Source organism: Mycobacterium sp. (genome assembly GCF_035499775.1).
GTDB lineage: Bacteria > Actinomycetota > Actinomycetes > Mycobacteriales > Mycobacteriaceae > Mycobacterium.
The window spans coordinates 1-6647 of record NZ_DATJYB010000051.1; the positions used below are offsets into that span (position 1 = coordinate 1).

8 protein-coding genes are annotated in these 6647 nt (G+C 65.4%); 7 read left to right on the forward strand and 1 reads right to left on the reverse strand.

The window, feature by feature from the left end:
* Positions 1 to 169: 169 nt before the first annotated feature.
* From VML93_RS03165 to VML93_RS03190, 6 genes are read left to right on the forward strand one after another with little or no spacing between them, the layout of a single operon-like run.
* Positions 170 to 499: a hypothetical protein gene (locus tag VML93_RS03165; RefSeq protein ID WP_325607605.1), complete on the forward strand. Its 330-nt coding sequence runs from the start codon at positions 170 to 172 to the stop codon at positions 497 to 499.
* Between the two features lie 2 nt (positions 500 to 501).
* Positions 502 to 1728 carry an amidohydrolase family protein gene (locus VML93_RS03170; RefSeq protein WP_325607607.1) on the forward strand — a complete coding sequence of 409 codons (1227 nt, stop codon included), beginning with the start codon at positions 502 to 504 and terminating at the stop codon, positions 1726 to 1728.
* Positions 1700 to 2131: a nuclear transport factor 2 family protein gene (locus tag VML93_RS03175; protein ID WP_325607609.1), complete on the forward strand. Its 432-nt coding sequence runs from the start codon at positions 1700 to 1702 to the stop codon at positions 2129 to 2131. Before VML93_RS03170 ends, VML93_RS03175 begins: the two co-directional genes overlap by 29 nt.
* Before the next feature lie 24 nt (positions 2132 to 2155).
* Positions 2156 to 3253 carry an acyl-CoA dehydrogenase family protein gene (locus VML93_RS03180; protein ID WP_325607611.1) on the forward strand — a complete coding sequence of 366 codons (1098 nt, stop codon included), beginning with the start codon at positions 2156 to 2158 and terminating at the stop codon, positions 3251 to 3253.
* Positions 3254 to 3256: 3 nt separating this feature from the next.
* Positions 3257 to 4072 carry an acyl-CoA dehydrogenase family protein gene (locus tag VML93_RS03185; RefSeq protein ID WP_325607613.1) on the forward strand — a complete coding sequence of 272 codons (816 nt, stop codon included), beginning with the start codon at positions 3257 to 3259 and terminating at the stop codon, positions 4070 to 4072.
* 31 nt (positions 4073 to 4103) lie between these two features.
* The gene (locus VML93_RS03190; protein ID WP_325607615.1) at positions 4104 to 4415 is read left to right on the forward strand and encodes a DUF4190 domain-containing protein; all 312 of its coding nucleotides are present in this window, start codon (positions 4104 to 4106) and stop codon (positions 4413 to 4415) included.
* A gap of 33 nt (positions 4416 to 4448) precedes the next feature.
* Here VML93_RS03190 and VML93_RS03195 read toward each other — a convergent pair whose 3' ends face one another.
* Complete coding sequence (locus tag VML93_RS03195; protein ID WP_325607617.1) at positions 4449 to 5645, reverse strand: acyl-CoA dehydrogenase family protein; 1197 nt, start codon at positions 5643 to 5645, stop codon at positions 4449 to 4451.
* Positions 5646 to 5897: 252 nt separating this feature from the next.
* On the opposite strand from VML93_RS03195, the gene VML93_RS03200 reads away from it, so the two are divergent.
* On the forward strand, positions 5898 to 6554 hold the full coding sequence (locus tag VML93_RS03200; RefSeq protein WP_325607620.1) for a TetR/AcrR family transcriptional regulator: 657 nt from the start codon (positions 5898 to 5900) through the stop codon (positions 6552 to 6554).
* Positions 6555 to 6647: the final 93 nt, after the last annotated feature.

Here is a 6647-nt window from a genome sequence, read left to right on the forward strand (position 1 = left end):
AGGTACAAGGCCGCTAAGAACGGGAACGCGACCGGGGCGAGCGAAGCGACGGGGGAAGGTTCCGGGGCGAGCGAAGCGACGGGGGAAGGTTCCGGGGCGAGCGAAGCGACGGGGGAAGGTTCCGCCAACGGCAAGTCCGCCGACACGGCGACCGAGAAGGATGCAGCACATGTCTAAGTTGCCGGAGGAATTCGCCGACCTGGAGCGGTTCACCGACTGGTGCCTGCCGACCGAGGAGGAACGCTACTCCAAGCGACTGAACTCGACGATGGCCGAGATGCAGGAGTTGTACGACGCAGGCATGGCGCGGCTCGAGGACATCATGGTCTACGTCGACGCGCGCTTCCCGCTCAAGGGGATGCCGGAGGATGCCAAGGCGCTGGTGCATCTGGGACAGTCGATAGTCATGGTGAGCTTCCCCGTCGAGGTGTGGAAGCAGCCGCGCGTGCTCGACAGCGGTGCCTCCTATATCCAACTGATCAAGGAGCCGGTGGTCTAGACGTGCTGACCCTCAAAGCAGCGGGTCTACTCGACGTCGACGCCGGCGAGATCGTTCGGCCGGGCATCATCCGTATCGAAGGCGATCGCATCGTCGGCCTTGGCGGCGATCCAGAGGGCGACATCATCGATCTGGGTGACTCCATCCTGCTGCCGGGCCTGATGGACATGGAAGTCAACCTGCTGATGGGCGGGCGCGGCGAGACGCCCGGGCTGTCCCAGGTGCAGGACGACCCCCCGACGCGGGTGCTGCGCGCGGTCGGCAATGCCCGGCGCACGCTGCGCGCCGGGTTCACCACCGTGCGCAACCTGGGCCTGTTCGTCAAGACCGGCGGCTATCTGCTGGACGTGGCGCTGGGCAAGGCCATTGACGCCGGGTGGATCGACGGACCCCGCATTGTGCCTGCCGGGCATGCGATTACGCCCACTGGCGGACATCTCGACCCGACCATGTTCGCGGCGTTCGCGCCGCACGTGCTGGACCTGACGGTCGAGGAGGGAATCGCCAACGGAATCGACGAGATTCGTAAGGCGGTGCGTTATCAAATCAAACACGGCGCCGAACTGATCAAGGTCTGCTGCTCGGGCGGAGTGATGTCGCTGACCGGTCCACCTGGCGCGCAGCATTATTCGGATGAGGAGCTGCGCGCGATCGTCGATGAGGCGCATCGGCGCGGGCTGCGGGTGGCTGCGCATACTCACGGCGCCGAGGCGGTCATGCATGCGGTGGAAGCCGGGATCGACTGCATCGAGCACGGCTTCTTGATCGATGACGACGCAATCGCGATGATGGTCGAGCACGGCACCTTCCTGGTCAGCACTCGGCGGTTGGCCGAAGGGATGGACGTCTCGCACGCACCGCCTGAGCTGCAGGCCAAGGCTGCCGAGATGTTCCCGAAGTCGCGCACCTCGATACTGGCCGCCTACGCGGCCGGGGTGAAGATTGCCGTGGGCACCGACGCACCCGCCATACCGCACGGCCGCAACGCCGACGAGCTTGTCACCCTTGTCGATTGGGGCCTGCCGCCGCTGGCGGTGCTGCGCGCGGCCACCGTGACCGCTGCCGAGCTCATCAACTCCCCCGACCGGGGCCGGCTGGCGCCAGGCCAGCTCGCCGATATCATCGCAGTGCCGGGAAATCCCTTGGAAGACATCACCGTTACCCGCAACGTCAGCTTCGTTATGAAAGGTGGCAAGGTCTATGTCGACGACACAGCCAACCAGAACTGATGATCTGGTCGAGATTCAGCAGCTGCTCGCCAGGTATGCGGTGACCATCACTCAAGGCGACATCGACGGGCTGATTGGCGTCTTCACGCCCGACGGAACCTACAGCGCCTTCGGCGACACCTACACCCTCGACCGCTTCCCGGTCCTGGTGGATGCCGCGCCGAAGGGCTTGTTTCTCACCGGGACCGCGGTGGTGGAGTTGGATGGCGACTCGGCGAGCGGCACACAGCCGTTGTGCTTCATCGAGCAATCCGCTCACGACATGCGGATCGGCTATTACCGAGACACCTACTCCCGCACCGCCGACGGCTGGCGGCTGAAGACCCGGGCCATGACGTTCATCCGCCGCAGCGGCGTGCACGACTCGGGGCGCCCGCATGCCGTGGGCCGCCCCCAGCCGTGAGAGCCGAGCCGTGAGAGCCGAGCCGTGAATGTCGAGGAGTTCCGGACCGGCCTGCGCGCGTGGCTCGACGAGCACGACCTGACTCCTGGACCCGACCACTCGCTGCAGGGGCATATGCAGCAATTCGCCCGCGTCAGCCGAGCGCTGTATGACGCCGATTGGATGCGGTACGGCTGGGCGAAAGAAGTCGGCGGATTGGGTGGGCCCGTAGTGCTTCGCGCAATCGTCGGCGAAGAAGTCGTTGGCCGCCGGCTGGCCGAACCCGGCCCGTACTCGATGCTCGAGGTGCTCGCACCCACCATGATCGATTACGCGCCTGCGGAACTCGCCGCCGAGATGGTGCCCCGCCTGCTCAGCGGCCGCGAGCAATGGTGTCAGGGGTTTTCCGAACCGGGATCCGGCAGCGATCTGGCATCGCTGACCACCCGCGCCACGCCCGACGGCGATAACTGGATTGTCAACGGCCAGAAGGTATGGACCAGTTTCGCGCAGTTCTCGACGCGGTGCGTGCTGCTCACCCGCACCGCGCCCGGCCATGACGGAATCACCGCGTTCTTCGTCGACCTGGACACGCCGGGCATCACGATTCGGCCGCTGCGCACCATGCACGGGGTCGACGAGTTCTGCGAGGTGTACTACGACGACGTGGTGGTGCCGTCCAGCCGGATGCTCGGCCGGCCGGGCGAGGGTTGGCGACTCGCGATGGACCTACTGCCCTACGAGCGCTCGACCTGCTTCTGGCAGCGCATCGCGTACCTCTATGCACGATTCGATCAACTGATCGCGGAGACTTCTCCAGGCGATCGATCTGACGAGTCTGCTTTAGGTGCAGCGTATCTCGCACTGCATACACTGCGCTGCCGATCCCGCAACACCCAGCACCGGTTGCGCGACGGGGCCCGGCTCGGACCGGATACCTCCATCGACAAGGTGCTACTGGCCGGCGCCGAGCAACGCCTTTACGACACCGTCCGCGACCTGATGCCCGGGGTTCTGGAACTCGACGACACGCCATGGCGCCCGGAGTACCTGTACTCGCGGGCGGCGACCATCTATGGCGGCACCGCCGAGATTCAGCGCAACATCATCGCCCGGCGGCTCCTGGACCTGGGGAAGGAGTGAGCAATGGACGCTGAGCTGCAGCTGCTGGCCGACTCGATGCGCACCGCGATGAACTCGGTGTCGGGCGCCGCGCTCGACGCCGCGCTGGCTGACCTTGGCTGGCTCGACATGCTCGACGAAATCCCCGATTTCGCAATTCCTTTGGTCTTCCGGCTGCTCGGTGAGACCGGTGCACACGCGCCGGTGCTCAACGATGTGGTGCTGCGCGCGGCCGGTCGTGCGCCCGGCGGCACTCTGCCGCTGCCGTTCGCGGGCGACGCCTGGGTGGTCTGGCAGCGCACCGACGGCGCCAGTTCAGCGCTGGACGACGAACTACCGATCCACCGTGTGGCAGCGGGAGAACCCCTGCCACCCGCCGCGCTGGCCGCGGGACGCCAAGCACTTGGCTGGTGGCTGGTAGGTACCGGCCGGGCCATGCTGACCCTGGCCCGCCAGCACGCGCTGGACCGCGTTCAATTCGGTCGGCACATCAGCTCCTTCCAGGCGATCCGGCACCGGCTGGCCGAGACGCTCGTCGCGATCGACGGAGCTGAGGCGACCCTGCTCGCCGCGGGCGATATACCGGAGGACTCGGACGGCTCGCACGCTTTGGCCTGCTTGCTGGCCAAAGCCGCGGCCGGCCAAGCCGCGCTCACCGCCGCACGCCACTGTCAGCAGGTGCTCGGCGGCATCGGTTTCACCTCCGAACACCAGCTGCACCGACACGTCAAACGGTCGCTGATTCTGGACGGGCTGTTGGGCAGCTCGCGCGAATTGACCCGACAGGCTGGAGCGAGGTTGCGGGCCAACGGATCTGCCCCACGGCTGGCGCACCTTTAGCGTCTCGGGCCCGGTCGCTTAGGATTGGCGCATGAGTCAGCCCGGCGCACCTCAAGAAAAGTTGGGTGTCGTATCCGTGATCCTGGGTGTGGTCGCGCTCGTCACGTCGTGGGTACTGATCGGGATTGCCTTCGGCATCGCGGCGATCGTGACCGGCACGATGGGCCATTCGCGAGCCAAGCTGGCCGCGACCAGTCCCAGGGTGGCGACGACCGGCATCGTGTTGGGTGTGGTGTCGATCTTGGCCGGGCTCATCGCGATGGCTTGCTACTTCTGGTTCTGGGGCCACCAGGACCAGCCCGTGCACCGATGCAAGGTCTACGACACCTACCAGCCGTGCTGACGCCCGGCATCGTCAGAAGCGCACTCGCGCTGGCTAATTGCGCGGTAAGCCGAGTATCCGCTCGGCGATGATGTTGCGCTGGATTTCGGAAGTACCACCGGCGATGGTCGCGGCGAAACTGCGCACATACCGGTCGAACCGGCTGCGGTAGTGGCTGTCCAGATCTAGCGGGGCGAAGGGGGCGCTGACCGCGTGCAACGCCAGCGCGTCGGTCCCCGAGGCGTTCAACGCGTCCTCGGCGGCGCGCTGCAAGGCCTCCGAGCCAAGGAGTTTGAGCACTGACTGGGCAGGGACATCTTCTTCCCCGCGAGCCGCCCGCGCGATCGCCGCCGACCCCAACAGCTGTAACGCCTGCGCGTCCATCACCAGGGTGGCGTAGTGATCCCGCTGCAACACTCCCGACGGACTGAAATCGGCCGTCAGCGCGTGCAACATGTCGACGTAGTCCATCCACAACATGGCGCGTTCGTGGCCCAGCGAGCCGGTTGCCACCCGCCAGCCCCCGTTGAGCTCACCCACCAGATTCTCCACCGGTACGCGGGCGTCGGTGAAAAACACTTCGTTGAAGTCGACGTCGTCCTTGTCGCACACCGACGCGAATGGACGGCGCACCACGCCGGGGGTATCGGTCAGGATCATCAACACACTGATGCCCTTGTGTTTTGGCGCGTCCGGATCGGTGCGCACGAACGTCAACAGCACATCGGCGTCATGGGCGCCCGAGGTCCACACCTTCTGCCCGTTGACCACGAAGTGATCCCCGTCCAGCACCGCCCGGGTTCTCAGTGACGCCAGATCCGAGCCCGCGCCGGGTTCGCTCATGCCCAGCGACGCGGTCATCTCGGCACGCAGAATCGGCACCGCCCATCGGCGCTTCTGCTCCGGGGTCCCAAACGACAACAAGGACGCCGCGATGATGCCGACGCCTTGCGGGTTGAAACTCTGATAGATCCGTCGCCGCGACAACTCCTCCAGGTGCACGTATTGCTGCAACAGCGTGGCGTTGCGGCCACCGGACTCCGGCGGGTTGCCGGGCAGCAACCACCCGTTGTCGAACAGCAGCCGCTGCCATTGGCGGGCCCACTCCGGGATGTGCGAACTCGACCGCGACCGCTCGAACGCCGAGTCGGTTTCGGACCCGGTCTCGGTGAGGTGAGGCAGATGCGTGTCGAGGAACGCGACGAACTCGGCGCGAAACGCCTCGACGTCTGCGTCAAAGGTCAGCTGCACAAGCACTCCCGGGAACTGCTCACTGGTCGGCGACCGCGGGCGGATGACGATGACTGGCGTTTTCTAGAACGACTAGTCGCACTCTTTTCGATTACGCTTCCATCCACACGTGTAAGAGAATACTATTCTCGTCGTGAGAAAGTTACAATCTCCAACACGTCGTCCGTGAGGAGGTCGAGCGCAACGATGTCACGGCGTTCTCCGGTACAGTCCAATCATGTTCTCCCCACGCGGCAATCCCCCGAGCCGTCGGTGACCAATCCAGGCGAGGAGCCGGCCTGGAAACAGCGCGCGGTCGAGCGATCCATCAAGACCGCGAAACTGCGCGCGGCCCAGCGCGTTCAGCGTTTCCTGGACGCGGCGCAGGCCATCATCATCGAAAAGGGCAGCACGGACTTCACCGTCCAGGAGGTCGTGGACCGCTCCCGGCAGTCGCTGCGCAGCTTCTACCTGCAGTTCGACGGCAAGCACGAGCTGCTGCTCGCGCTGTTCGAAGACGCGTTGAGCCGGTCCGCCGACCAGATCCGCGCCGCGACCGAAAACCATTCCGACCCGATGGAGCGACTGAAGGTCGCCGTCGAGCTTTTGTATGAGGCCTCCCGTCCCGACCCGACGGCCAAACGTCCACTGTTTACCGACTTTGCGCCGCGGTTACTGGTCACGCACCCGGCCGAGGTCAAGATCGCCAACGCACCGCTGGTGGCGTTGCTGACCGAACTCATGGAAGCGGCCGGCGAGGCTGGTGAGTTGCGCGCCGACATCAATCCGAGGCGGGTGGCCGCGATGACCATGCAGACCGTCATGTTCCTCGCGCAATACAGTGGCGGCTCCGATGACGCCACTGTCCATCCCATCACCGCGGACGAGGTGTGGGACTTCTGCTCGCGGGGATTCGCCCGCGAGGCCTGACCGGCGGTCGACTGGTAGTTGAGCAGATAGCGCACGCGGTTTGCGTTGCGAGAATCAGATTCTCTAATATTCAGAACTAGAAGTAGCCAAAAC

What these genes read in the sequence shown, in the direction of transcription:
- VML93_RS03165 (WP_325607605.1), top strand. Translation starts at nt 170, where the DNA reads ATGTCTAAGTTGCCGGAGGAATTCGCCGACCTGGAGCGGTTCACCGAC.
- VML93_RS03175 (WP_325607609.1), top strand. Translation starts at nt 1,700, where the DNA reads ATGTCGACGACACAGCCAACCAGAACTGATGATCTGGTCGAGATTCAG.
- VML93_RS03185 (WP_325607613.1), top strand. Translation starts at nt 3,257, where the DNA reads ATGGACGCTGAGCTGCAGCTGCTGGCCGACTCGATGCGCACCGCGATG.
- VML93_RS03190 (WP_325607615.1), top strand. Translation starts at nt 4,104, where the DNA reads ATGAGTCAGCCCGGCGCACCTCAAGAAAAGTTGGGTGTCGTATCCGTG.